The organism is Anabaena cylindrica UHCC 0172, assembly GCF_034931625.1.
In the GTDB taxonomy this organism is placed as follows: Bacteria; Cyanobacteriota; Cyanobacteriia; order Cyanobacteriales; family Nostocaceae; genus Anabaena; species Anabaena cylindrica_A.
In genome coordinates, this window is sequence record NZ_JAYGGY010000104.1 from 16,875 (window position 1) to 39,602 (window position 22,728).

21 protein-coding genes are annotated in these 22,728 nt (G+C 40.1%); 15 read left to right on the forward strand and 6 right to left on the reverse strand.

All coding sequences use genetic code 11. From position 1 onward, the window contains the following. The first annotated feature begins 36 nt into the window (after positions 1-36). The 3 genes from VB713_RS23400 (at position 37) to VB713_RS23410 (ending at position 2,713) form a co-directional block, all read left to right on the forward strand. Positions 37-1,065 (forward strand): helix-hairpin-helix domain-containing protein, encoded by a 1,029-nt coding sequence (locus VB713_RS23400; protein WP_323313904.1) that lies wholly within the window; start codon positions 37-39, stop codon positions 1,063-1,065. A 180-nt stretch (positions 1,066-1,245) separates the two neighbouring features. Continuing rightward, on the forward strand, positions 1,246-1,680 hold the full coding sequence (locus VB713_RS23405; protein WP_323313905.1) for a ferritin-like domain-containing protein: 435 nt from the start codon (positions 1,246-1,248) through the stop codon (positions 1,678-1,680). 64 nt (positions 1,681-1,744) lie between these two features. Next, positions 1,745-2,713, forward strand: coding sequence for an FTR1 family protein (locus tag VB713_RS23410; protein WP_323313906.1), 969 nt, complete (start codon positions 1,745-1,747; stop codon positions 2,711-2,713). 95 nt (positions 2,714-2,808) lie between these two features. Here VB713_RS23410 and VB713_RS23415 read toward each other — a convergent pair whose 3' ends face one another. The 3 genes from VB713_RS23415 to VB713_RS23425 all read right to left on the reverse strand — a co-directional run bounded on the left by VB713_RS23415 (position 2,809) and on the right by VB713_RS23425 (position 6,246). Beyond that, on the reverse strand, positions 2,809-3,693 hold the full coding sequence (locus tag VB713_RS23415; RefSeq protein WP_323313907.1) for an ABC transporter substrate-binding protein: 885 nt from the start codon (positions 3,691-3,693) through the stop codon (positions 2,809-2,811). A gap of 206 nt (positions 3,694-3,899) precedes the next feature. Beyond that, positions 3,900-5,981: a thioredoxin domain-containing protein gene (locus VB713_RS23420; protein WP_323313908.1), complete on the reverse strand. Its 2,082-nt coding sequence runs from the start codon at positions 5,979-5,981 to the stop codon at positions 3,900-3,902. 109 nt (positions 5,982-6,090) lie between these two features. Beyond that, on the reverse strand, positions 6,091-6,246 hold the full coding sequence (locus VB713_RS23425) for a hypothetical protein (protein WP_323313909.1): 156 nt from the start codon (positions 6,244-6,246) through the stop codon (positions 6,091-6,093). 508 nt (positions 6,247-6,754) lie between these two features. On the opposite strand from VB713_RS23425, the gene clpP reads away from it, so the two are divergent. Continuing rightward, the gene (gene clpP, locus VB713_RS23430; RefSeq protein WP_015214995.1) at positions 6,755-7,360 is read left to right on the forward strand and encodes an ATP-dependent Clp endopeptidase proteolytic subunit ClpP; all 606 of its coding nucleotides are present in this window, start codon (positions 6,755-6,757) and stop codon (positions 7,358-7,360) included. 206 nt (positions 7,361-7,566) lie between these two features. Here clpP and VB713_RS23435 read toward each other — a convergent pair whose 3' ends face one another. Further along, positions 7,567-8,361 carry a hypothetical protein gene (locus VB713_RS23435; protein WP_323313910.1) on the reverse strand — a complete coding sequence of 265 codons (795 nt, stop codon included), beginning with the start codon at positions 8,359-8,361 and terminating at the stop codon, positions 7,567-7,569. Positions 8,362-9,234: 873 nt separating this feature from the next. Here VB713_RS23435 and VB713_RS23440 point away from each other — a divergent pair. The 3 genes from VB713_RS23440 (at position 9,235) to VB713_RS23450 (ending at position 12,960) form a co-directional block, all read left to right on the forward strand. Next, the gene (locus VB713_RS23440; protein WP_323313911.1) at positions 9,235-11,583 is read left to right on the forward strand and encodes a ribonuclease R family protein; all 2,349 of its coding nucleotides are present in this window, start codon (positions 9,235-9,237) and stop codon (positions 11,581-11,583) included. A 17-nt stretch (positions 11,584-11,600) separates the two neighbouring features. Then, positions 11,601-12,221: a flavin prenyltransferase UbiX gene (locus VB713_RS23445; RefSeq protein WP_323313912.1), complete on the forward strand. Its 621-nt coding sequence runs from the start codon at positions 11,601-11,603 to the stop codon at positions 12,219-12,221. Between the two features lie 70 nt (positions 12,222-12,291). Continuing rightward, a complete protein-coding gene (locus VB713_RS23450) occupies positions 12,292-12,960 on the forward strand; it encodes a LapA family protein (RefSeq protein ID WP_323313913.1) in 669 nt (222 codons plus the stop codon). Between the two features lie 7 nt (positions 12,961-12,967). On the opposite strand, the gene VB713_RS23455 is transcribed toward VB713_RS23450, so the two are convergent. Beyond that, the gene (locus VB713_RS23455; RefSeq protein ID WP_323313914.1) at positions 12,968-13,162 is read right to left on the reverse strand and encodes a hypothetical protein; all 195 of its coding nucleotides are present in this window, start codon (positions 13,160-13,162) and stop codon (positions 12,968-12,970) included. 395 nt (positions 13,163-13,557) lie between these two features. Between VB713_RS23455 and VB713_RS23460 the strand changes: the two genes are divergently transcribed. The 5 genes from VB713_RS23460 to VB713_RS23480 all read left to right on the forward strand — a co-directional run bounded on the left by VB713_RS23460 (position 13,558) and on the right by VB713_RS23480 (position 18,121). Then, positions 13,558-15,078, forward strand: a complete 1,521-nt coding sequence (locus VB713_RS23460; RefSeq protein ID WP_323313915.1) for a helix-turn-helix transcriptional regulator — start codon at positions 13,558-13,560, stop codon at positions 15,076-15,078. A gap of 47 nt (positions 15,079-15,125) precedes the next feature. Next, positions 15,126-15,680 (forward strand): shikimate kinase, encoded by a 555-nt coding sequence (locus tag VB713_RS23465; RefSeq protein ID WP_323313916.1) that lies wholly within the window; start codon positions 15,126-15,128, stop codon positions 15,678-15,680. A 107-nt stretch (positions 15,681-15,787) separates the two neighbouring features. Further along, positions 15,788-16,678 carry an acetylglutamate kinase gene (gene argB, locus VB713_RS23470; RefSeq protein WP_323313917.1) on the forward strand — a complete coding sequence of 297 codons (891 nt, stop codon included), beginning with the start codon at positions 15,788-15,790 and terminating at the stop codon, positions 16,676-16,678. Positions 16,679-16,791: 113 nt separating this feature from the next. Then, entirely contained in the window at positions 16,792-17,310 is a 519-nt protein-coding gene (locus VB713_RS23475; RefSeq protein ID WP_323313918.1) for a hypothetical protein, read from the forward strand. Positions 17,311-17,353: 43 nt separating this feature from the next. Next, positions 17,354-18,121: a DUF3153 domain-containing protein gene (locus VB713_RS23480; protein WP_323313919.1), complete on the forward strand. Its 768-nt coding sequence runs from the start codon at positions 17,354-17,356 to the stop codon at positions 18,119-18,121. A gap of 352 nt (positions 18,122-18,473) precedes the next feature. Here VB713_RS23480 and pdxH read toward each other — a convergent pair whose 3' ends face one another. Beyond that, entirely contained in the window at positions 18,474-19,118 is a 645-nt protein-coding gene (gene pdxH / locus VB713_RS23485) for a pyridoxamine 5'-phosphate oxidase (RefSeq protein WP_323313920.1), read from the reverse strand. 183 nt (positions 19,119-19,301) lie between these two features. Here pdxH and VB713_RS23490 point away from each other — a divergent pair, with 183 nt between their 5' ends. The 3 genes from VB713_RS23490 to VB713_RS23500 all read left to right on the forward strand — a co-directional run bounded on the left by VB713_RS23490 (position 19,302) and on the right by VB713_RS23500 (position 22,658). Next, a complete protein-coding gene (locus VB713_RS23490; protein WP_323313921.1) occupies positions 19,302-20,396 on the forward strand; it encodes an AI-2E family transporter in 1,095 nt (364 codons plus the stop codon). Between the two features lie 120 nt (positions 20,397-20,516). Beyond that, positions 20,517-21,332 (forward strand): ScpA family protein, encoded by an 816-nt coding sequence (locus VB713_RS23495; RefSeq protein ID WP_323313922.1) that lies wholly within the window; start codon positions 20,517-20,519, stop codon positions 21,330-21,332. Positions 21,333-21,488: 156 nt separating this feature from the next. Beyond that, the gene (locus VB713_RS23500) at positions 21,489-22,658 is read left to right on the forward strand and encodes an NDP-sugar synthase (protein WP_323313923.1); all 1,170 of its coding nucleotides are present in this window, start codon (positions 21,489-21,491) and stop codon (positions 22,656-22,658) included. Positions 22,659-22,728 lie beyond the last annotated feature (70 nt).

The window sequence follows — 22,728 nt, forward strand, 5'->3', positions numbered from 1 at the left end:
TAATGTTATAAATAAATTTCTTAATCAGGAACAAAAATGATCAAATCTCGGTACATATTTTTGTCGATCGCTGCTTGTGCCATAATTTCTCTAAGTTCTTGCACTGACAACGCACCAACAGCAGAAAGTCCGTCCAACCCAAGTACTACCCCAGTTACAGAAACAAAAAGTCACAGTAGTCACGGTGCTAAAGCGCAAATTAATATTAATACTGCTATTTTGTCCGAGTTAGATAAGTTTGAGGCTAAACTAGGTGTACCGGCATTATCAAACAAAATTCAAGCCAGCCGTCCCTATGGTTCTCCAGCAGATTTAGTTAGCAAAAAAGTAATTACTCAAGAACAGTTTGACCAAATTAAAGATATGGTGACTGTTCAGGAAGTAGTGCTGACAGGTGAGGCTAAAGATGTTGACTACATGACCAAGTTGGGATTAATGAAGGGACATCTTGTCGTCGCTAAAGAACTATTAGACCAAAATCAACCGAAACAAGCTGAACCACATATTGGACATCCGGTTGAAGAGATTTATGTGGATGTGGAAGATCAGCTCAATGAACGCAAAGTTAAAGAATTTAAAACAACTTTGGTAAGTTTGCAAGATTTAGTCAAATCTAACGCCAAGAGTGCCAAACTCAAAACAGACTTTGTTTCATCAGTACAAGCAGTGGATAATGCGATCGCAGCCTTACCAGCAGATCAACGTAATCAACCAGAATTTATCCTCCAAGTCATCAACGGTTTGCTAGATGCAGCTAACTCAGAATACGGTGCTGCAATCGCAAATGGCAAAATTAGCGCCCCAATTGAATATCAAGACTCCCGTGGCTTTGTAGTCTACTCTAATGAACTATATCAAGGCATTTCTAGCCAAATAGCACAAGAGAATCCGGAAGAACATAAAGCAATAGATACAGCTTTGGCTGAACTAGTGAAAGTTTGGCCGACTGCTATCCCACCAGCCCAAGCAATCAAAACTCCTGAAAATGTTACCAAACTAGTGAAAACCATAGAGGAAAACACTCAAAAAGTGCTGGAAAAAACTAGCACTAAAGCACAAAGTTAGTATTTTCATACCATTGGAAGTACAGAATAACAAGTTTAAAATGAATAAGAAGAGAAAAAAGAGTGAAGAGTTAAGAGTGAAGATAGTTTAGTTTTTCAACACCTGAAAAAAGTATAACTGCTAACTTAAAACTTGTAACTAAATATTCTCTAACGGTAATTTTGCTTATCTTAACAACTGATGCAAGAACTTGACCAAAAAAAGGCCATAGACCTACTAAATGCCATCATGGAATTTGAACTAGCTGGGGTAGTCCGCTACACCCATTATTCCTTAATGGTGACAGGGCCAAACCGCATTCCCATTGTAGCTTTTTTCAAAGCCCAAGCCGCTGAATCTCTACTCCATGCTCAACAAGTAGGCGAAATTCTCACAGGTTTAGATGGGCATCCCTCCCTCAAAATCGCTCAAATGGAGGAGACTTATAAGCACAACGTCAAGGACATTTTGCAAGAAAGCTTAACCCACGAAAAAACAGCACTGGATTTGTACAAAAATCTGCTAGAAACTGTAACTAATGCCAGCATCTATTTAGAAGAATTTGCTCGTGGCATGATTGGACAAGAAGAGATGCACAATCTCGAACTGAAAAAAATGTTACGCGATTTCAGCTAATAATCAATACTCATTAGTCCAAAACTTATTGGACTAATGACTCAATAACTAATAACTAATAACTATGAATTTTAGTACTGCTATACCTACTTTTGTAATTACCCTCCGAGAAGGCGTAGAAGCTGCCTTAGTGGTGGGTATTGTCTTGGCTTTATTAAAAAAAGCAAAACAATCTCGACTCAACCCTTGGGTATATGCAGGCGTTGCAGTCGGGCTTGTTGTTAGTGCATTGATAGGTATTTTATTTAGTTGGCTAATTAAAATATTAGGCGCAATTAACCCTCAATACACCCCTGTCGTTGAACCGATGTTAGAAGGTGTATTTAGTGTATTAGCAATAATTATGCTGAGTTGGATGCTGATCTGGATGACTAAACAAGCCAGATTTATGAAAGCACAAGTTGAAGGCGCAGTTACAGAAGCACTAACACAAAACTCAAATGCAGGTTGGGGAGTTTTTAGTTTAATTTTAGTCGCTGTTGTTCGTGAAGGGTTTGAAACGGTTCTATTTGTAGCGGCAAATTTTCAACAGGGATTAATACCTACATTAGGCGCACTTGGTGGTTTAGCATCAGCATCAGCAATTGGTGTGCTGTTATTTAAATGGGGTGTCAAAATTAATATCCGCCAGTTTTTCCAGGTAATGGGCATTTTATTAGTTTTGATTGTGGCTGGATTAGTAGTTTCAGCTTTACAACATTTTGATACCGCAATATCTACTCTTGCACTCAGCAGTCGCGCTTCCGAAAATCTTTGTTTCTATTACGAACGGTTTACCAAAATCCATTCTTGTATTTTAGGCCCAATGGTTTGGAATACTACCAATATCTTGTCTGATGACAATTTTCCCGGTATTATTTTTAAATCTTTGTTTGGCTACAGAGATAAAATCTATATCGTCCAAGCCGTAGGATATGTTGTGTTTCTACTCAGCATTGGTGGTTTGTATTTACGCAGTATTACAGGTGGTTCTCCTCAAGAGAAAAAGAATATTAGAGTTGATCAAAAATCAATTAGTCCTTTAAAGGATTAAAATAATTTGTAATATGCTCAACCACATCTAATTTTCCTATTCTTGTGGTGTGGGCAAGATGCCCGCCCTTGTATACCTCAATCAGATGAGATGTGCTATATTTCTTTTGCTACAAAGATTTTCTTTAACTCTAGAGAAGCTTTTTCAATTGTTTCTAGACTACCTGGATTTACAAGTCCGTAATAATCAAAAACATAAACTCGATTGTTTTTAGTGGCTTGTAACTGCTGCCAAAACGGTTCTTTTTTTAATGAATCTAACAGCGTTGGTTCAGCATTAACTACAATTAAAACTTCTGGGTTAGCCTCCAAAACTTTTTCAGCCGAGAGTGTCACATATCCACCTATGGGACTCGTACCTTGTAATTCTGCTGCAATATTTTTTGCACCAAATCTGGAAATTAAATCACCTGCCCAACTGTTTTTATTGGGTGTTAAAATCGGTTGACGACTAACCAGGACTAAAGTAGAAATATTTGGAGTTGAGTTAGCAGGTAAAAAGGTTTTGTAGCGATTTAATAAAGGCTGGGGATCTACATCAATTGTCTGAGCAAGTGTTTTAGTTAGTTCTTCAAGAGATTGCCAATTATTTACTTGAGTTGATAAAGTAGGTATTCCTAGTTGTTTAAGTTTCTGAATAGTTACATCAGAAAAACCTGCTGCACCAATAACTAAATCGGGTTTTAAAGAGACAATTTTTTCTAAATTTGGGATACTCCGACCTTCGCTAACGCGAGGAATATCTTGCAATTGGGGGTTATTTTTAAATAAGGTACTACCAGTTATTCCTACAAGTTTAGTTTGATCAAGTTGAGAAATAATATCAGCAGAAAGAGATGAAAGTGCTACAACTCTTTTAGCTGAGGTTTTTGGTAGTTGTTGTACTGGTATGACATTAGATTGGGTTTGAGTTGTTGCTGTGGTACAGGAGAATAGAAATAGAGTTAATATGAGTGCTATTACAGATGATTTCCAACGCATGATTATTGTTTTTTAACGCAGAGGTACGCGGAGGTAGCGCAGAGGAACACAGAGGTTTTTGAGGTTACTTACCTACTAGGGTCTTTGTGTTTCTGTGGATATTTCTTGAATAAATTCACATTCAGGTAAGTGCAAGTTTTTATTTCTGGCTTATGCAGCTTCAAATCAGTCGTTGATAGATTGTAATTTAGGGTTCAGATATAATACTACCCTCTATTTTGACTGCGCTGCACCTGTTCTAACAACTGCTCAATACTCGCTGGTGCGGGAAGACATTTCAAACCTTGACAGACTAAACCAACACTTCCTTCTGGTAAATCTGATACGATCGCAAAAGCAACAGTTGGCAGATATTTGTTGATTAATGATGTTATTTGTTCAGTACTAGTCCGAATTAAGGTTGAGTTACGATACCAATCTAAAGCAGTAAATAAACTAGGACAAGCTTGAGGAGAGTTACTCATTACACCTTGAAAGGCTGTCAAACCTTGTTCTGCTAAATCGAGATAATGCAAATTATCAGTCAATAAAGCTAGACGCACTAAATTAGCGATCGCAATCCCATTGGCTGAAGGTGTAGCATTATCAATATAACTACGCTCTCTGACAATTAAATCTTGACTATTATCACTAGATGTATTGAAGTAACCACCTAGTTCGATACTCCATAAAAATTCGTCAAATTCATCTTGGAGAGAAACAGCTTTTTCCAACCAATCAGAGTTCTGAGGGGAAGCATGATCAAGTTGTCCCACAGCCGCTTGGTGTAAATCTAGCAATGCTTTAATAAAAAAAGCATAATCTTCAGATTGAGCCAAAACCGTCGCTTCACCTTCATAATTGAGTCGGTGAAAACGTCCATCGACAAACTGATGATCTAAAATAAACTTAGCTGCACAAGCCGCTAATTCCAAATAATTTGGTTGTTGGAAAACCTCAGCAGCCCTAGCCAACCCAGAAATCATCAAGCTATTCCAGGCTACAATCATCTTAGTATCAGTCACCGCCGGAATCCGACCAGGCCAGTTAGTCGTTTTCGCTTCCTGATTATCTCGCGCTGGTGGAAAAGTTGACAGTGACTCAGGTGTAGCACCATAACGAGCCGTAAACAACTTACTCAAAGCAATTTCCAGCGTTTGGCTTAATTCCCCTGGATGTAACCTTTGTAAAACAATCTGTCCTTCAAAATTCCCGTTAGCAGTAACAGCAAACTGCTGTTGTAATTCTATTAGTTCTTCAGTCGTTAACAGTTGTTGTAATTCTCTGTAACTCCAAACATAAAAAGCACCTTCTTCTGGTTCTATAGCTGTGGAGTTAATGAAGCTATCAGCATCTTGAGCCGCATAAAAGTACCCTCCCTGTGCAGTCATTTCCCGTTGTAACCATTTTACAGTTCCAGTCACAGCCCTCTCAAAAGCTGGTTCCTGTATTCCTCCACTCCATAAATTCGCCAGATACTCGACAATTTGACCATTATCATAGAGCATCTTTTCAAAATGGGGGACAGTCCAAGTCGGGTCAACAGTGTAGCGATGAAAACCACCCCCCGCGTGATCATAAATACCACCCAAAGCTAAATCTAGTCCTCGTTGAGTACAAACTTGCTGTCCATCATATTGAGATTGATAATTAAACCGAGTTCCCCGCAATGCAAATTCAGCATAGGGGATCATCGGAAAACTATTACCAACCTGCTTAGAAGTGATGATCCCCGTGCAAGTTTCCCAACCTTTCTGCAATAATTGGTGATCTGCAACTTCCTGACTATTAACCTTTTGCAATACCGCAGATGTCAACAAAGCCTCAACAATTAACGCTTTGCGTTGGCGTAACTCTTCTTTTTCTGTATCGTAGTAACGGCGCAGAGCTTGCAAAACCTGTAAAAATCCAGGACGACCATAGCGGGGATCTACAGGAAAGTAAGTTCCAGCGTAAAACGGGACTAAATCATCTGCTGAAAGAAAAACATTTAACGGCCAACCCCCTTGACCACTCATGAATTGCAAAGTCTGCATATAGATACTATCAAGGTCGGGTCTTTCTTCCCTGTCTACTTTGATAGGTAGAAAGTTGCCATTCATATATTGAGCAATTTCTAAATCAGAAAATGCTTCCCCTTCCATCACAGTACACCAGTGGCAACTAGAGTAACCAATGGAGAGAAAAATCGGTTTATTTTGCACCCTTGCCGTTTCCAGTGCTTCATCACACCAAGGCCACCAATCAATCGGGTTTTCGGCGTGTTTGCGGAGATAAAGGCTTTTCTCTTCAGCAAGGCGATTAGTCATGATCAAAGCATCTGCTCTTTTATCACCAGTCTAGCCTGTTGATTGGGCATTGGAGAGATGGGGAGACTATTTATTGATATTTAGCCTGATCCTTGCCTTCTTGCATCTGTTACTTGAAAAAGTGAATCGTTGAACCGATAACAGCCGGCGGTATTTCTGTGATAGGTGATATAGTCTTGCGAGGAATTTGAGTACTAGCGTTTAGTCCAGCGATCAGATGCAGTAAAAAGGTAATTAAAGCAGCTTGTATAAATCTTTCGAGCATAGTACTTCTCTCTCTCTTGATGAATAGCATTTCAAGTAAGATTGGTTATTCTAAATACACCTCATACTCCCGGTTTACCGGATTTGCTAAATATGTCCGGATAATTAACCAAAAAAATGTGAAAAAATGTGAAAAAAGTTACTAACACCTGAAAAATAATTTCAACTAATCTGCGATCGCTAAATGAAGACAAACCAGCGGCATAAGTTACATAATTAGGGTGCAGTGTACAAAGGTTAGAAAAGGAATCTTCCTTTCATTTAGCCTCTTTTCACCTCACCATACCTAGTTAGACACCTATCGCTATCAAAAAGTGCCTGAGAAATTTTTGATTTGAGATATCTGATTTTAGACCGACCTTTCAGCCGAATCCGCTTGCTGAGAACCGATTAGGAAGTAAAAATTTTCGATTTATGAAGATTTTTGCCAAAGGTTAATTTAGCAGTCTCAACACAAATAGCCTTTGTCGTCGATAGAATAAATGACAAATAGCCTACAAATACGCTCAATGATTCCAATCGTTATTGAACAATCGGGTCGCGGCGAACGCGCCTTTGATATCTACTCACGGCTGTTACGTGAGCGCATTATCTTTTTAGGTCAACAGGTTGATAGCAGTCTCGCTAACTTGATTGTTGCCCAATTGTTGTTCTTAGATTCTGAAGACCCGGAGAAAGACATTTATATGTACATAAATTCTCCCGGTGGTTCGGTGACGGCGGGGATGGGTATTTTTGACACCATGAAACACATTCGCCCTGATGTTTGTACTATTTGTACCGGACTAGCCGCGAGTATGGGTGCTTTTCTTCTCAGTGCTGGTGCTAAGGGTAAACGGATGAGTTTACCCCATTCACGAATTATGATTCATCAACCTTTAGGTGGCGCTCAAGGACAAGCGACTGATATTGAAATTCAGGCGCGGGAAATTTTATACCACAAAAAACGGTTGAATGATTATTTAGCTGAACACACAGGCCAGCCAATTGAACGCATTGCTGAGGATACAGAACGTGACTTTTTCATGTCTCCAGAGGAAGCCCAGGAATACGGCTTAATTGATCAAGTGATTGACCGTCACGCCGTCGGTATTCGTCCAATGGCTGTAGTTTAAGAGAGTGCTGAGTGCTGAGTGCTGAGTGCTGAGTGCTGAGTGCTGAGTTCTGAGTTCTGAGTTCTGAGTTCTGAGTATGTAGTAACGGGTTTTGGGTAAATTTTTATCGCTCATTACTAATTTACTCATTACTCGTTACTCAGCACTCATTACTAATTTACTCATTACTCGTTACTCAGCACTCAGCACTCTTTACTCGGTACTCATTAAAACCCAGCGATAGGATCTGGTTCAGATTTCAGGTAGTTGAGAAAATCTAGTAACTCTTCTTCACTGAGTAAAGAACGTCCTAACTTACCGTAGGTTTTTTTGAGATATTCGCGTCCTTGTTCTTTTGTCCAGGCTAATCGCTCTATTTGTACATCTGTTTGAGCAATAACATCAGATAAATTGACTGGTTCATTTCTGTTTCTTGTTCCTATACCGGATGGAAAGCTCATATCTTCTGGAGCAGAATGACTGCGTGGTGTAAATGGGGTGACATTATTAGGAGTAATTTCTGGTAAAGATTGATGCTCAGGTTCTGAACTAGATGACATATCCCATTCTTCTAATGCTGTATCCAGTTGTTCTTTTCTGGTTAGACTTTTGGGAACACCTTGATTTGAGGTTTGGTTGTAGATATCACTATCGTTTTGGGCATACCTTTCTGTGTTTTTAATCACTGACCATTGAGTACTGGCAACATCCTCTGAAGAGGAGACAGACTCACGTAAAGCAGTTGTGGTATTTACGGTTGTCTTTACTGGGACTGGGGAAATAGGTTTTGGGGAAAATGCGATCGCACCCCCGGTAGCATTTGTGATTCCCAAAACCATCAACGCCCGATTTCTGGCCTGGTCTTCAGCGGCTTCTACGGTTTCTGCTGCTGCCATACCAGTGGCGCGGGTAACGCCTTCAATTTGTAGACTAACTCGGACGATATATTTTCCTTGGAAAATTTGTACTAATTCCGAAATCATGCTGCCATTGGGATACAAGCTCTGAAATTGAGCCAACATAATCATGCCACCCATCTAAATCTGTTTAACTTTAGTTGTACTTGTAAGATTTCCAGGTACTTTTCACGGTATGATCGTTTGTCACGATTGTAGCAGTAGCTGTTTTTTGCGAAAATTTTTAGCTACTGTTGACCAAATCAGGGTGTTCTTCCTTTCAATGCTATACTAATTACCCAATTCGATATCTAGAAGTATTTTGTGGAAGTGCGCTCTAAATCTACAATAATAAAGATAAGGTCCGCCCTCATTGCAAGTCACAGCTGCTTACCTGATTGTTACCGATTCTACAGATGGTAAAATTGGGTCAATAGGCAGTTTCTCTCAGTTAAATTTCAGATGATCATGGCGTGAAATTACCTTTAATCTAGACAATCAAACACCTGTACCTTCCCTGCGTAGCTGCTTTTGGGTAACATCGAGAGTTGTGTAAATCAAACCTCTCAACAATCCATTGGGTAATTACCGGGTGAGGCCAAGTAAAGTATCAGGAGTGCCTTGTTAAGATTGGTTAGCTGAAGAAAGTTTCACCCAGGTGAATTCTGAGAGTATCGTGCAGTGAGAAGTCCGAACAGAGGCTGACTCTGACAGGAACTTTGGCAGCCTTGCCTTAGCTTACTTCTTGGCAGGAGTACGGGCAATTCGTTGGTAGCAAGTGTCTGTAAGCCGTGAGGGTATACAGGTAAGAACCAGATTAAACACCGGACACTTTCACGCCAATCACAGGCCAGTTGCTACAACGGGAGGGAACTCCTGAAATGTAGTGGCTCCTCAAGTTGGGAAACTCTCCCATAGTGCTGGTTCCTGTACGGGGGGGAACTCCCGCACGCAGGTGTCCTCAAAAAATGATGTTTTGACCAAAGGTCGGTTCACTGCATGGAATTTTCAATCGCTACACTTCTTGCCAATTTTACGGATGATAAATTGGTAGCTCGTAAGGTTTTGGAAAAGAAACTGGGTTGTGAGGATGAAGACAGTTTAGAAAAACTTCACATTGCTTTGGAGGTGCTAGAAAAAATTGGGTTGTTGGTCAAGGAACGGGGTAAGTATCGTCGTGTATCCGAAGAGGGTCTAATTGAAGCTAAACTCCGTTGCTCTAGTAAGGGGTTTTGCTTTGCTATTCAAGATATAGAAGGCTCTGAGGATATTTATATCCGGGAAAGCTATCTGAGCAATGCCTGGAATGGCGATCGCGTTTTGGTCAGAGTTCTCAAGGAAGGTAGTCGCCGACGTTCTCCTGAAGGTGAGGTAAAGCTGATTCTGGAGCGTTCTAATCACACTTTACTAGCACGGATTAAACAGGTAGAAGGGGGTTTCCGTGCTGTTCCTTTAGACGATCGCTTGCTGTTTGAATTGAAACTGCTCACAAACGGCTTGAAATTGGCTGAAGCTATAGACCACCTAGCCCATGTAGAAGTCCTGCGTTATCCTCTGGCTCAGTATCCACCTTTGGGTCGGGTTGTACAAATCCTTGGTAGTGATGCAGAAGCTGCTGCTGATATAGATTTGGTAACTTGCAAACACGATTTATCACGGACTTTTTCAGATAATATCCTGGACGCAGCAGCTAAGTTGCCCAAAAAGTTGCTGAAAGCAGATTTAAAAAACCGCGTAGATTTACGCAGTTTGTTCACCATCACAATTGCGGGGGTAAATGGTGACGATAAAGTAGTAGAGAATGCCTTTAGCTTGGAAAAAACCCCAAGCGAACCTTGGCGATTGATGGTTCATATTACTGATTTATCTCACTACATTCAAGCTGATGAAGCCCTAGATAGGGAGGCACTCAAGCGCGGCCGGTCAGTATATCTGGGAGAATTAATTTTGCCGATGTTGCCAGAAGCAGTGGCTGAACGCTGTTCTTTGATATCTGGTAGCGATCGCCTAGCGCTCTCTTTTGTGATCACAATTGATCCCCAATCGGGAAAAGTGCTGGAGTGGGAAATTCAACCCAGCGTGATCAAAGTAGATACATCTGTCAGCAAAAAACAAGCAGAAGCAATACTCAGCGGTGATGCACCGAAAATGTCCGCTGAAACTATCCAGATGTTACATGACCTAGCAGCCCTAGCCAAAGCAGCTAAACAAGCTCGATTATCTCGCGGTAGCTTGCAATTAAATCTGCCACCTAGCCAAAATCCTTACTATGATGAGGGTCTGATGGGCGCTGTGGTAGTTAATGATTTACCAGTGCGATCGCTCCTCTCAGAGTTAGTACTATTGGTAAATGAACTAATAGCAGAACATCTCAATGCTTTGGGAGTTCCTGCCATTTGGCGAGTCCAAGGTACACCAGATCCTGAAGATGTTCAGGAAATGCTCAAACTAGCGATGAATTTAGGTGTGGAATTAACACTTGATCCAGAGTTAGACATTCAACCTCTCGATTATCAGCACTTAACCGGAGCTTTCGCTGAGTCACCATCTGAACAAGTTCTCACCTACCTGTTACAGGATACCCTCAAGCCATCTGCATACAACACAACCAAAGGATTACACTTTGGTTTGGCTCTGCCACAGTACATCCACTTTAGCGCCCCCTTACGGCGTTATCCAGATTTACTGATGCAACGGGTATATCATGCTTTATTAGAATACGGGCGCGATCGCCGCAACACCCGTGTCAAAGAGCGTGTCAACCTGCGCCATTCTTCTTCCCATGAAGAAATTAACTGGAATGTTCTCCCCCCAGAGTTACAACAAGAACTCCAAAGCGACTTAACTAGAGTACTCGTCCAGATTAATGACAGAGAAAAAGAAGTCCAAGAAGCCGAAGCTGATTTAGCAGGACTGCAAAAAGCCCAACTGATGAAACAGCGAATCGGTCAAGTATTTCCCGGTGTAATTACTGGGGTGCAATCTTACGGCTTCTTTGTCGAAATCGAAGTTCCCGCTACAGAGTCAGAAATCGGCTCCCAGCTAAGTACACCCCTACGAGTAGAAGGACTAGTACACGTCAGTTCACTCAAAGATGATTGGTATGAATACCGAGCTAGACAACAAGCTCTATTTGGCCGCAAAAATCGCGCTTCCTATAGATTGGGCGATCGCGTAGCCGTACAAGTCAAAAGTGTTGATTACTACCGCCAGCAAATTGATTTAGTCACCGTCGGCCCTGATGGTGTAGTCAAAGGCCTGGGAATTAACAATGAAGATACATCAGATATTTACTCACCCAACAACATGGAATCTTTTGACTTAGATCCCTATGGTGAAGATGAGTAAATTCCCTAGATAAATTCGTGTCCAATAACATAAAACCACTGATTTTAGGCGTATCAGGTGCATCCGGCCTGATTTACGCCGTTCGCGCCCTTAAATTTCTTCTAGAAGCAGAGTATAAAATTGAACTGGTTGCTTCAAAATCAACTTACATGGTTTGGCAAGCAGAACAAGATATCCGAATGCCGGCAGACCCTGAAGCACAAGAGCAATTCTGGCGAACTCAAGCCGGAATTCCCCTATCTGGGCAACTCCGCTGTCATCCTTGGAGTGATGTTGGTGCTGGTATCGCTAGTGGTTCCTTTAAAACTCTGGGGATGATCATCATGCCATGTAGCATGAGTACAGTAGCTAAACTAGCAGTAGGTCTGAGTTCAGACTTACTAGAACGGGCAGCAGATGTGCAAATTAAAGAAGGACGTAAACTGGTAATTGTCCCCAGGGAAACTCCTTTTAGCCTGATTCACCTACGGAACTTAACAACCTTAGCAGAAACAGGAGTGAGAGTTGTTCCCGCTATTCCAGCTTGGTATCACAACCCTCAAACCATTGAAGACTTAGTTGATTTTGTCGTAGCTCGTGCCTTAGATCAATTAGATATTGACTGCATTCCCATTCAGCGTTGGCAAGGTCATCTTTAAATAAGGGACTGAGGAGATGGGAGATGATAAGTATAACCACTAGTAACTGATAATTAATAACTGAATTAAAATGGCTGTAATTCGCTTAATTTTGTTGGTGGTGGTGCTGGGAGGACTAACACTGTTGTTAGTTCAAAACTTGTCTCCTACCCTCCCGCTAGTATTTTTAGGTATGCGGACTCAACCATTACCACTGGCATTATGGATTTTATTGAGCATCGCCGCTGGTGCTTTTACATCTTTGTTAATTTCTGCCTTGTTTAAAGTTGCTAATTATGTATCGACTCAACAGGTATCAACAAATTCATTTACATCAAATGCCACTACACCGCGTGCGAAGACAACTACTAGTAAAAAAACTACGCAGCCTACTAGTACTCCACGGATACCAGTAAATCCAACCGAGTACACTACCAGTAACGACTTTGATGATTGGGAGACAGATTCAAATCAAGGTGATGATTGGGATGATCAAGAATCACGACGTACTTCCAGCCCGAAAACCTACGAAAATCAACAAGCACCTCAAAATACTTCCCAATCTGACTCGGTTTACTCCTACAGTTCCCAAGAACCTAAAAATACTGGTGTAGGCAAAACTGAATCTATTTACGACGCTGATTACCGGGTAATTATCCCTCCTTATCAACCACCAACCACCAATCAAACAGATGATGATGATTGGGATTTTTTTGAAGACGAGGATTTAGATGATGAAAATAAACGCCCCCGTCGGTAAATTGAGTCTATTTTCTGGCACACTGTTCTCGTGACTCTTGCTTGATTTGACCCATCATCGCAGCTTCCTGTAAAGCCATAAAGGCATTTAAGTCTTCACAGTCATACTGACAAGTTAAAAGTTCTCTGAGTTGGTTTTCTGCTTGCAACGTTAAGTAGCCAGTTGCTAAAGCCATTTTCACAACGTCTCTAATTCGAGTCATAGCTGACATCCTATGCGTACCACATTATTTGATGAGAGCTTACTCAAGGGAGAAAAGCTTGTTTGTAAAAAGATAGAAACTCTGGTTATTTTTAGCACCTAGAAAACAATAGCCATTTGATTTAGAGAACTCCACAGCAGCATAATCTTGTGTTGTAAACAACATCATTGTGATGTACAACTCATTTCGCCTTTTTATATTGACAGAATTTATTTCCTTAAAGTTTCAAACAAGTTATATGAAATTTCCATTAAGCATAAGCATACCTAAGTAATAAATAAAAATGCACCTAACACTTGTTATGAAATTCGTTATAAATTTACTGTTACTTTACTCGGATTTTACGGAATAACCGTTAATATATCCCTAACGTAACTGTAAATACACTAATAACAATGGTGGTCGTAAATTCCCAAGTAACAGAAGAAGAATTTATAGAAGCTCAAAAAAATTGGGATTTAGAAAAATTATATGTAGATTTAGCTTCTGTCAAAAGAAAAGCTTTAACACCTGTTGAAAAGAAGCTTTTGAGGGGCTTGCTTTGTGGTTGTAGTCCTGCGGAAATAGCAAATAAAGTGTATCAAAGTCGCAGTAGTAGTACTGTGAGAGTTTATTTATCAAATGGATTATATAAATACATAGAAGATATGTTGGGTAATCAATTGGGACACTCAGTGAAGGTGAAAAATTGGAGTCATGTGACTCATTTATTAGAAAAAGCTGGGTATAAAAAAAATTGGTTTGATTTGAAATCAATAAATACTTTTAATAAAAGTACGAGAGAACAAGAAACTGAATTACTGAAAGTTAAATCCCCAAATATTCAAGATTGGGGTGAAGCTGTTGATGTTAATGGCTTCTCTGGAAGAATGAAAGAACTAACTACAGCCTCAAAATGGATTTTACAACAGCGCTGTCGGTTAGTTGTACTGTTAGGGATGGGTGGAATTGGTAAAACGGCTTTTTCGATTAAGTTAGCTGAGGAGATTCAAGACCAGTTTGAATATGTGATTTGGCGATCGCTACATCTATCTCCTTCGATAGATGCGATGTTGAATAATCTTGTGCAGATATTATCACCAACTCTACAGATAGACCAGTCTGTAACTTTGAATACTAAAATTTCCCAATTGATTAATTGTTTACGTAAGGTGCGTTGTCTTTTGGTCTTAGATAACATTGACTCGATTTTATCTAGCAATGACGGAGATGAGTCACAAGCTAAATCTTCCATAGCAGCTAGTAAACCTGATCTGGGTTCACAAATCCAATATCGTCCTGGTTATGAAGGTTACGGTGAATTAATTAGAAGGATAGGAGATTCTCAACATCAGAGTTGCTTGTTATTAGCTAGTCGGGAGAAACCACCAGAAATTGCTGTGATTGAAGGAGAAAAGCTACCTGTTCGGTCTTTAAAATTGACTGGTTTGAGCAAAACAGAAAGCTTGGTTATCCTCAATACTAAAGGATTAGGCGAATTAGAATATACAGAATGTACTGCATTGATTGACTTGTATGCGGGTAATCCGTTATTTTTGAAATTAGTGGCCACTACTATTCAAGATTTATTTGGTGGTAGTGTTTATCAGTTTTTGGAACAGGGTACTCTAGTTTTTGGTGAGATTCGCAGAAGTCTAGAACAGCAGTTTAATCGCTTGTCTGAGTTAGAGAAGTATATTATATATTGGCTGGTACTCAACCCAGATTGTACTTCTGTGATAACTTTAAAAACTAATATGATATCAGGATGGTCTGTGCGATTAGGACAGAGATTAATTCTGGAAACTATAGAATTGCTGCAACGGAGATCTTTGTTGGATATAGAAGCAGCCAATTTATCCCTCAGCAGAGTGTGGAGAGACTATCTAATTGAGCGGTTAATGGAAAAAGATTTTCAATCTTGGACTAAGTTCTGAGTAAAAATAAGAGAATTAAGAATTTTTAACTGGAGTTAAGGGTATTTGTGAGTAACTTATTAAGAGGAGTCAACCTGTATTTAATTGGGATGATGGGTGTTGGTAAGACAACTGTAGGGCGCTTACTAGCAAAGGAACTTGGTTATGGGTTTTTAGATACTGATGATGTGATAGTTAAAGCGGCTGGGAAATCTATCAATGAGATATTTGTTGATGAGGGTGAAGCAGAGTTTCGTCGGTTAGAAAGTGATGTTTTGGCTCAAGTTTGTGCTTATACAAAATTAACTATAGCTACTGGTGGGGGTATTGTGTTACGGCGGGAAAACTGGGGTTATCTGCATCATGGTTTGATTATATGGCTAGATGCACCAGTGGAAATATTATTAAATCGGTTAGCTGAGGATGATACAAGACCGCTGTTACAGGATTCTGACCTTGAAGGTAAATTGCTATCGCTCCTTGAACAACGTCAATCACTTTACTCCCAAGCGGATTTACATATTACCATCACCACAGCACAAACACCAGAACAAATTGTCACCTGCATCCTAGATGCAATTCCTCGTGTTCTCAAAAATCAGGATTCTCAACAGCAAAATTGATAGTCAAGAAATTTTATGATCTTAAAGTTGCTAAAGTTTTTGATAACACATAGACCTTGTCACCAAAGTCTCTAAAATTCAAAATCTAAAATTGGAAGATCCTCGGAATGGTAAACGATAAGGAATATATCAGGCAAGCTGAAGCTAATCGCGTTGAAATTCTCAGCGAAGCACTACCTTACATTCAAAAATTTGCAGGTCGCACTGTTGTTGTCAAATACGGAGGTGCGGCGATGAAAGATAGTACCCTGAAAGATAAAGTTATCCGCGACATTGTATTTTTATCCTGCGTCGGGTTGCGACCAATTTTAGTACATGGTGGTGGACCAGAAATTAACAGTTGGTTAGGTAAACTGGGTATTGAAGCTCAGTTTAAGAATGGTTTACGTGTCACTGATGCAGCGACAATGGATGTGGTCGAAATGGTGTTAGTGGGTAGAGTCAATAAAGAAATTGTCTCCCTGATTAACCAAGCTGGTGGTATGGCTGTGGGACTTTGTGGTAAAGATGGGAACTTAATTATGGCTCGTCCCCAAGGTGATGAGGGTATTGGTTTTGTCGGGGAAGTCAGTAATGTGAATATCAAGATTTTAGAAACTCTCTCTAGTAACGGCTATATTCCTGTAGTTTCTAGCGTCGCTGCTGATGATAGCGGACAAGCTTACAATATTAATGCTGACACTGTAGCGGGGGAAATAGCGGCTGCATTAGGAGCAGAAAAACTGATTTTGTTGACTGATACGCGGGGCATTTTAACAGATTACAAAGACCCATCTACCTTGATTCCCAAAGTAGATATTCGGGAAGCTCGCCAACTGATTAACGATGGTGTTGTCAGTGGGGGTATGATACCTAAAGTAACTTGTTGTGTGCGATCGCTCGCCCAAGGAGTCAAAGCTTCACATATCATTGATGGCCGCATTCCCCACGCCCTCCTGTTAGAAATATTTACAGATGTCGGGATTGGAACAATGATTCTAGGTTCTCAGTTTAAATAATTTGAGGACTGGTGATTGGTGATTGGTGATTGGAAAAACTGTAATCTGCTTGCTCTTCTTAATTCCCTATTACAAATCACCACCAATGACAACTGACTAATAACCAATGACTAATGACAGAAAGTTTAGAAATTGCTAAATCTCGTTACGAAACTGGAAAACTTGCCTTTGAAAATGGACAATATCGAGAAGCGGTAGAAAATTTGGAAAAAGCCAGTGCTTTATTAGCTCGGAATACGCGCTTTGCCGGTGAAGTGGATATTTGGTTAGTGACAGCTTATGAGGCTGCCGAAAGAACCGAAGATGCGATCGCACTTTGTCAACAACTTCGTCGTCATCCCCACGCGGAAACCAAAAAACAAGCACGACAACTAATTTATATCTTACAAGCTCCCAAACTCAAAAGACCAAAAGAGTGGATGAGCGAAATTCCCGATTTGGGCGCAATTGCAGACAAAGACTCCAAAAGACTTGTCACCGTCAAGCCCACCAAATCTACCCTAAAACAGAAGTCAGCAGAACCAGAATATGTTGATCTCAGCACAGTCAATACAAAAGATAATCGTTTTATCTGGGTAGCCTTTATTGCTGTTGCTATCACCATTTCTTATCTAGTTCGGTTAAGTATGTAAACAGGTAATCAAAATTTAAACTTTGTGGAGATGCCTAATTTTTATGAAAATATCTAATTTCCGAATCAAACCTATTTTGTGGTTGTTAATATGCGCCTCTTTCATATTATCTGGTTGTGTTCAATATGATTTAGGCATTAACTTTAATAATGCCAATAATGGCGAAATAATACAGCACATTCAATTATCTGAAAAACTAACCAGTTTTAGCAGTGATTATATTTCTGAATGGTTAAATAGTCTAGAGCGTCGCGCCCGAAAATTAGAAGGATCAGCAAGGAGAATTTCTCCAGAGGAAATTATTCTCAAAATTCCCTTTAGTAATGGAAGAGAATTACAAGAAAAATTTAGCGGATTCTTCAACTATCGCACTTCCCAAAAACCTGAAACCGTCTCCAGTGATTCAGAATTGCCGAATATTACCTCAAACTTACTCGTACAAAATAACAATTTTTTACTCTTATCTAGAAATCGCTTGATTTATGATTTAGATTTGCGTTCTCTTTCAGTTTTAACCAGCAAAGGAAATGTTTTAACTGGTACAGGTTCAATTATCAATTTAGACTTTAGCTTACAGACACCTTGGGGAGTTAAAAATATTCAACAAACTGAAGATGCTACCCAACTCGAAAAAAATGGCAATCAAATGGTATGGAAACTCAAACCAGGTGAATTAAACCATATAGAAGTAGTTTTTTGGCTTCCCAATATGTTGGGTATTGGGGCTTTGATAATTATTCTGTTTGTTTGGGGTGGTTTTTATTTGAGATATACATTGTTAGAATCAGGATTACAGGATTTGCAGAATTAAAAAATTGTTATTGTCTGAATCAGGATGTCCAGGATTTAAGGATTTACAGGATGAAATTGTCAAATACCTCTAAAACCTATTACCTTCGTGTCCTTTGCGTCTTTCGTGGTTCATTCTTCCATGACTTGTACGTAACCAAGCATCATTAAATAACATCCTGAAAATCCTGAAATCCTGGTTATCCTGATTCAGACAAAAAAGGTCAGACTATTCTCGTTCCCATACTCTGTATGGGGATGAATTATCGAAGGCTCTGCTTCCTTTATCAGGAAAGGCAGGAGGCAGAAGGGAATGCTGGCTCCTGTCCCTCTTGCCCGTGACCGTAGGAAGGGTCTAATAGCCCGCTAAAAAATTAAGGTGATAACCGCTCTATTTTCCAACTGCCATGATCTAAGCGAGTATAAAGCAAGCGATCGTGTAAACGGCTAGAACGTCCTTGCCAAAATTCAATTTCTTGGGGAATTACCCGAAATCCTCCCCAATGGGGTGGTCTGGGAACTTCTTGATTTTCATATTTGCGCTGGAATTCTTGTAATTGTTGTTCCAAAACTTCTCTTCCAGCAATTACTTCACTTTGATTAGAAGCCCATGCACCTAAGCGGCTTTTTGCTGGACGCATCTCAAAATACCCATCAGACTGCTCTTGGGAAATCTTTTCTACAGTCCCCACAATTCTGACTTGGCGTTCTAGTTCAGCCCACCAGAAAACCAAAGCTGCATGGGGATTTGCTGTGAGTTCTTGTCCTTTGTGACTGTTATAGTTAGTGAATAAGACAAAGCCTTGCTCATCAAAATCTTTGAGTAGCACCATTCTGGCTGAGGGTTTACCATCTGGTGTGCAGGTAGCCAGAGTCATTGCATTAGGTTCAGGTAATTGTGCTGTTGTTGCCTGATCAAACCAAGTTTTAAATTGTATAAAAGGGTTAGGGTCAATTTGATGTTTATTTAAATCTTGCAAAGTGTAATCTTTGCGTAGGTCTGCTATGTTTTTATCCATAGGTTTTTGCTTCCTTATTATTCAGAATTATTCAGATACGCTGATACTATTGTTGGATTGTTGGAGAAAAATATCTATCATAGAAATCAGTAGCAACACAGAGTCAAAAACCTACACTATCAAAAATTATGGTGGAGGACTTCTGTCGGGTTTAGTTGATAAATTCTCTTTAGTTTTCTCAAGATGCGCCGTTCAACCTCCCTTAAAAGTTTGCTAATTTACGGTTTGAGTGGCCCGATTATTGCTCTCAATGTTTGGCTACTGTCGGTGCTATTTCGCTATTTTCAGCACCCAATTACGATTTTGAGTATTGCGGCTATTTTGGCGTTTTTACTCAATTATCCGGTGAAATTATTTGAGAAGGCTAGAATTACTCACACTCAATCGGTGATTATAGTTTTACTCTTGACTTTAACTTTGTTAATTATTTTGGGTGTTACGCTTGTACCAATGGTAGTTGACCAAGCAATCCAACTTTTAAATAAGCTTCCTGATTGGTTGGTCTCTAGTCAAGACAGCCTAGGTAAATTACAGTTATTGGCGCGTCAACGACGTATAAATATTGATTTAAGCTTAGTGACTAATCAAGTCAATGCTAATATTCAAAATTTGGTACAACAGATAGCTTCTGGTGCGGTGGGATTTGCTGGGACGCTATTATCAGGATTATTGAACATAGTCTTAGTGGTTGTGCTGGCGTTTTATATGCTGTTATATGGCGATCGCGTCTGGTCTGGTCTGGTGAATCTCTTACCATCTAATATTGGAGTCCCTTTAACTAAATCCTTGCAACTAAATTTTCAGAACTTTTTCCTGAGCCAATTATTGCTGGGACTGTTTATGGTAGTAGGACTCACACCAATTTTCTTATTTATGAAAGTACCATTTGCTCTGCTATTTGCGATCATTATTGGTATTTCTGAACTGATTCCGTTTGTGGGGGCAGCTTTAGGTATAGGCTTAGTAACATTGTTGGTTTTATTACAAAATTCATGGTTAGCATTTCCAGTGGCAATGGTAGCAACCATCTTACAGCAAATTAAAGATAATCTCTTAGCGCCTAAGTTAATGGGCGAATTTATCGGACTCAATCCCATCTGGATTTTTGTATCTATTTTGATGGGATTTGAAATTGCTGGTTTGTTGGGAACACTGGTGGCAGTGCCAATAGCTGGTACTATCAAAGGCACTTTCGATGCTATTAAAAACAGTAAAAATAATGATTTCGTATCAAATTTTACAATAGACTATGATTCTCAATCCGATACAGAGCATTAAAATCATTGGTAATAGTGCCTCCGGCAGGCTACGCCAACGTAATTCGTAATTTAAGTTGTATCAATACAAACCTTGTCTTTAAAGGACAAGACAAATCTAAAATCTAAAATCTAAAAATTGATGGATGCTACCGAGCTATTAGAAACAATTACACATTTAATCCACCAAGCTGAACAGGGGGAAATTGATCCTTGGGATGTGCAGGTAATTGAGGTAATAGACCGCTACTTAGAGCTAATGGCACCAGAGTCAACAGCAAGAGGTTATGAGGCTGACTTGTCTCAATCTGGACAGGCTTTTTTATCAGCATCAATGCTTGTATTATTCAAAGCTAATACTTTGGTTCAATTGTCAACAGTAGACAATATCATAGATAATGTGTCCGATGATTCACTTTTGGATGGTGAAGATGGTGAGTTGTATCCCATTCAGCGGTTGCAATTAGAACGCCAGTTGCGTCGCCGTCCAGCCGCAATGCCACCACCAAAACGTCGTGTGACGCTGCAAGAGTTAATCGAGCAATTGCAGATTATGGCTAACCAGCTAAAACGGGTAGAAAAGGCCAACAAGCCTCACCGTCCTAAGCGTCAGCCTAGTATGCAAACCATGCGGGAAGCACTAGAATTAGCTCACCAAGAGAATCTAACAGAAGTAGCTTCAGAACTAGAACAGGTGTTGCATCTTTCGGCTCAAGACCTAAATTTAGAGGGACAATGTTTGAATTTAGAACAATTAGTACAGTTGTGGACACAAACAAAGCAACCAAATAAGCCTGGAGAGTCACATGAGTCGGAACATGGTAACTTAGTCAGTGTTTTTTGGGCCTTACTGCTGCTGTCTGCTCAATCTAAGGTAGAGCTATTTCAAGAAGAATTTTACCAGGAGATAAAAATCCGCTTGCCTAGTTTAGCCAACAGTTCCAACTCGATCAACTAAATTTTTGCTTCAGCAAAACCCAGAATCCTAGTAAATTGAAAAGATAACTGACTAATGATCATCTAGTTATACCTTTAGCTGAGAACAGAATAAAAACTGATGATTAAGAAGCTCTCGATGAAAGTAAACTGACCTGTGGTGGAGGTATAAAATCTTATGAAAGCAATGATTCTCGCAGCGGGTAAGGGTACTCGTGTACGTCCGATTACTTACACAATTCCTAAGCCGATGATTCCTATCCTGCAAAAGCCAGTGATGGAATTTTTATTAGAACTACTGCGCCAACACGGATTTGACGAGATTATGGTCAATGTTAGCCATTTGGCTGAGGAAATAGAAAATTATTTCCGTGATGGTCAACGGTTTGGGGTGCAGATTGCCTATTCTTTTGAAGGTAAAATTGATGATGATGGCAAGTTAGTAGGGGAAGCAATTGGTTCTGCTGGAGGGATGCGGCGTATCCAAGACTTCTCGCCATTTTTTGATGATACTTTTGTTGTGTTGTGCGGTGATGCTTTAATTGACTTAGATTTAACTGCGGCGGTGAAGTGGCATAAATCTAAGGGGTCTATTGCGACGATCATTACTAAATCTGTTCCACAGGAAGAGGTTTCTAGCTATGGGGTAGTGGTTACTGATGAGGATAATCGCATTAAAGCTTTCCAAGAAAAACCTTCAACGGAAGAAGCTCTTAGCACTAATATCAATACAGGTATTTACATTTTTGAACCAGAAGTATTTAACTATATTCCTTCTGGGGTGGAATATGATATTGGTGGCGATTTGTTTCCCAAATTGGTGGAAATTAATGCGCCTTTCTATGCTATCCCGATGGATTTTGAATGGGTAGATATTGGAAAAGTTCCAGATTATTGGCGGGCTATTCGCGGTGTGTTGCTAGGAGAAATCAAAAATGTGCAAATTCCTGGTCATGAGGTAGCACCGGGTATATACACTGGCTTAAATGTAGCGGTAAATTGGGATAAGGTAGATATTACAGGGCCAGTTTACATTGGTGGTATGACCAGAATTGAAGATGGAGCGAAGATTGTTGGCCCGGCGATGATTGGCCCCAATTGTTGGATTTGTAGCGGTGCAACTGTAGACAATAGTGTGATTTTTGAATGGTCGCGTCTAGCGCCGGGAGTGCGTTTGGTAGATAAGCTGGTGTTTGGACGTTATTGTGTAGATAAGACTGGGGCGGCGATTGATGTGCAAGCGGCTGCTTTAGATTGGCTGATTACAGATGCTCGTCAAACCCCACCTGCGGAGACTCCTTTGGAACACCAAGCGATCGCAGAATTGTTGGGAACGAATATCAATTAGGTAATGGGTAAGAGGTAATGGGTAATAGCTTTTTACCATTACCAATTACCAATTACCAATTACCAATTAC

Bases quoted from the DNA above. Each gene is read 5' to 3' on its own strand.
- VB713_RS23400 (WP_323313904.1), top strand. From the start codon at position 37: ATGATCAAATCTCGGTACATATTTTTGTCGATCGCTGCTTGTGCCATA.
- VB713_RS23405 (WP_323313905.1), top strand. From the start codon at position 1,246: ATGCAAGAACTTGACCAAAAAAAGGCCATAGACCTACTAAATGCCATC.
- VB713_RS23410 (WP_323313906.1), top strand. From the start codon at position 1,745: ATGAATTTTAGTACTGCTATACCTACTTTTGTAATTACCCTCCGAGAA.
- VB713_RS23415 (WP_323313907.1), bottom strand. From the start codon at position 3,693: ATGCGTTGGAAATCATCTGTAATAGCACTCATATTAACTCTATTTCTA.
- VB713_RS23420 (WP_323313908.1), bottom strand. From the start codon at position 5,981: ATGACTAATCGCCTTGCTGAAGAGAAAAGCCTTTATCTCCGCAAACAC.
- VB713_RS23425 (WP_323313909.1), bottom strand. From the start codon at position 6,246: ATGCTCGAAAGATTTATACAAGCTGCTTTAATTACCTTTTTACTGCAT.
- clpP (WP_015214995.1), top strand. From the start codon at position 6,755: ATGATTCCAATCGTTATTGAACAATCGGGTCGCGGCGAACGCGCCTTT.
- VB713_RS23435 (WP_323313910.1), bottom strand. From the start codon at position 8,361: ATGTTGGCTCAATTTCAGAGCTTGTATCCCAATGGCAGCATGATTTCG.
- VB713_RS23440 (WP_323313911.1), top strand. From the start codon at position 9,235: ATGGAATTTTCAATCGCTACACTTCTTGCCAATTTTACGGATGATAAA.
- VB713_RS23450 (WP_323313913.1), top strand. From the start codon at position 12,292: ATGGCTGTAATTCGCTTAATTTTGTTGGTGGTGGTGCTGGGAGGACTA.
- VB713_RS23455 (WP_323313914.1), bottom strand. From the start codon at position 13,162: ATGACTCGAATTAGAGACGTTGTGAAAATGGCTTTAGCAACTGGCTAC.
- VB713_RS23460 (WP_323313915.1), top strand. From the start codon at position 13,558: ATGGTGGTCGTAAATTCCCAAGTAACAGAAGAAGAATTTATAGAAGCT.
- argB (WP_323313917.1), top strand. From the start codon at position 15,788: ATGGTAAACGATAAGGAATATATCAGGCAAGCTGAAGCTAATCGCGTT.
- VB713_RS23475 (WP_323313918.1), top strand. From the start codon at position 16,792: ATGACAGAAAGTTTAGAAATTGCTAAATCTCGTTACGAAACTGGAAAA.
- VB713_RS23480 (WP_323313919.1), top strand. From the start codon at position 17,354: ATGAAAATATCTAATTTCCGAATCAAACCTATTTTGTGGTTGTTAATA.
- pdxH (WP_323313920.1), bottom strand. From the start codon at position 19,118: ATGGATAAAAACATAGCAGACCTACGCAAAGATTACACTTTGCAAGAT.
- VB713_RS23490 (WP_323313921.1), top strand. From the start codon at position 19,302: ATGCGCCGTTCAACCTCCCTTAAAAGTTTGCTAATTTACGGTTTGAGT.
- VB713_RS23495 (WP_323313922.1), top strand. From the start codon at position 20,517: ATGGATGCTACCGAGCTATTAGAAACAATTACACATTTAATCCACCAA.
- VB713_RS23500 (WP_323313923.1), top strand. From the start codon at position 21,489: ATGAAAGCAATGATTCTCGCAGCGGGTAAGGGTACTCGTGTACGTCCG.